Raw genomic sequence first — 2,010 nt, forward strand, 5'->3', positions numbered from 1 at the left:
AAAGAATTAAGCTCAATAAAAGATAAATCCCTGTTTGCCCCTGAAGTGTATTATATCTTGGGGATAGCATATTATTGGAGTGGCGATAAAGTTTTAGCCATTGAATCTTTTCAATCAGCATTGAATCAAATAAATAATGGCACACATGCTTTACATGGGTTTGATACCAATAATTTGAAAAATGTTCTCCAAAAAAACTTAACAACATTATTAGAAAATGAATAATACCATGTTACATCAAGTTTATCAACAAGAAGGAGATTCTCGTATTTTTCTACAAGTTTCTGGGCATTGGTATTATTACGATTCAAATAGTATTCCTCTAGGAAAAGGTGCTATGGGCACTGTATATTTAGGATTTAGCTGTGATTCAAACCAACGAATAGCAGTAAAGAGAGTCAAAGATATATATGCCAATAATAAGATGATAAGGGAAAGAGCTAAATTAGAAGCTTCTTTATCCTTTTCTCATCCCAATTTAGTACAAATGATAGGACTTTGTGAGTATATTCTGATACAGGGCCTATTTTTATATTAAGTGGATATATTGCAGGAATAACACTGGAAACTCATGTTAGAGAACAGCTCAATAATCTTTCTCCAAATGAAAGAGTAAAAAAAATATCACACGAAATATGTTTAGTTCTTGATGCTTTACAATATCTACATTCAAGAGGTGTCGTTCATAGAGATGTAAAACCTTCAAACATTATGCTTGAAAATGGTTCGAATGTAAAATTAATGGATTTAGGTATTGCTCGTATGAATGGTGGTAATAAATACTCTTCGTATGGATTTATTGGTACGCCGCAATATGCAGCCCCAGAACAAATTTTAAGAGATGGTAAAAATACAGAAATCAATGCACAAACGGATATATACGCAACCGGCATAACTTTTTATGAACTTCTTACAGGTGTGAATCCTTTTAAAACAGAAATTGAAGCTGATGTACTATCTAGACAAATGTCCATGAAGCTACCTTATGATAAAAAAATACCCAAAAGGTTGTATAAAGTCATATTAAAAGCTACAGAAAAAACGCCTAACAAGCGTTATAAGTCTGCTACAGAGTTCAAATTCGCTATTATTGAAGCATTGGATCCCAATAAAAATTTAGATTTGATATATTGGTTAAATACCCCATGGAAATGGTTGCTTGTTATTGCAAGCATAATTATAATTTTAAGTTTCTTATTAATCATATAATTATGGTTACACCCATTGATATTAAAGAAAATGCAATAGGTTTCATCGACTCTAGAATTGGAGGTCGAAAAGAGAATCAAGATGCAGCTGGCTTGAGGGAAACAAAACTAGGTTACTTAATTGTAGTCTGTGATGGCATGGGAGGAATGCAAGGTGGTAGTGTTGCATCCCAATTGGCAGTAAAAAAAATCATAGAAACAGTTTCTGCAGCCGACCATCAAGCGAATCCATCCATGACGTTGACAAAGGCTATAAGAAATGCTAACATAGCTATTATAGAGGAAGGGAAAAATAATTCAGCATTACAGGGTATGGGTACAACTGTAACAGCTTTATTAATATCTAAGCATTCAGCTATAGCTGCATATGTTGGTGATAGCAGGATTTACCAAATTAGAAATGGGAAAAAGGTTTTTAGAACTTTTGACCATTCTATGGTTTTTGAAATGGTAAAGAAAAAAGTAATATCTGAGGAACAGGCTCGATTATCTGCACAATCAAATGTTATAATGAAAGCATTAGGCGTAACCCCTGATATTGAAGTGGAAGTTTCAGAACATCCGTACCAGAAAGGAGATAGATTTATCCTTTGTACTGACGGCTTTTGGGGAGCTATGCCTGAAGAGGAGTTTATACGTTATTTATCAGAAAAGAAATCAATTAATAATATATTGGAATCAACAGCCAATATAGTAGAAAGTATAGGAAGAAATTCTGGTAATGAATACGATAATCTTACAGCAGCTATTTTAGAGATGAAAAGTAATTCAATATTAAAAGAAAAAATGAACAGGTTGTCAA

The 2,010-nt window shown here is 33.0% G+C and carries 4 protein-coding genes; all 4 read left to right on the forward strand.

Annotation, left to right across the window (positions count from 1 at the left end):
• Positions 1–225 (forward strand): tetratricopeptide repeat protein (locus I6E24_RS16060; protein ID WP_235329697.1); only part of this gene is annotated, 225 nt, incomplete at its 5' end.
• A complete protein-coding gene (locus I6E24_RS17245) occupies positions 218–538 on the forward strand; it encodes a protein kinase (RefSeq protein WP_262911943.1) in 321 nt (106 codons plus the stop codon). The genes I6E24_RS16060 and I6E24_RS17245, both read left to right, overlap by 8 nt.
• Positions 539–561: 23 nt before the next feature.
• Entirely contained in the window at positions 562–1,209 is a 648-nt protein-coding gene (locus tag I6E24_RS16065) for a serine/threonine-protein kinase (RefSeq protein ID WP_262911944.1), read from the forward strand.
• Positions 1,210–1,211: 2 nt separating this feature from the next.
• A partial coding sequence (locus I6E24_RS16070; RefSeq protein WP_235329699.1) for a PP2C family protein-serine/threonine phosphatase occupies positions 1,212–2,010 on the forward strand: 799 nt, incomplete at its 3' end.

The sequence above is a fragment of the Bacteroides caecigallinarum genome, from assembly GCF_021530995.1.
Lineage (GTDB): Bacteria > Bacteroidota > Bacteroidia > Bacteroidales > Bacteroidaceae > Phocaeicola > Phocaeicola faecigallinarum.

Bases quoted from the DNA above. Each gene is read 5' to 3' on its own strand.
- I6E24_RS17245 (WP_262911943.1), top strand. From the start codon at position 218: ATGAATAATACCATGTTACATCAAGTTTATCAACAAGAAGGAGATTCT.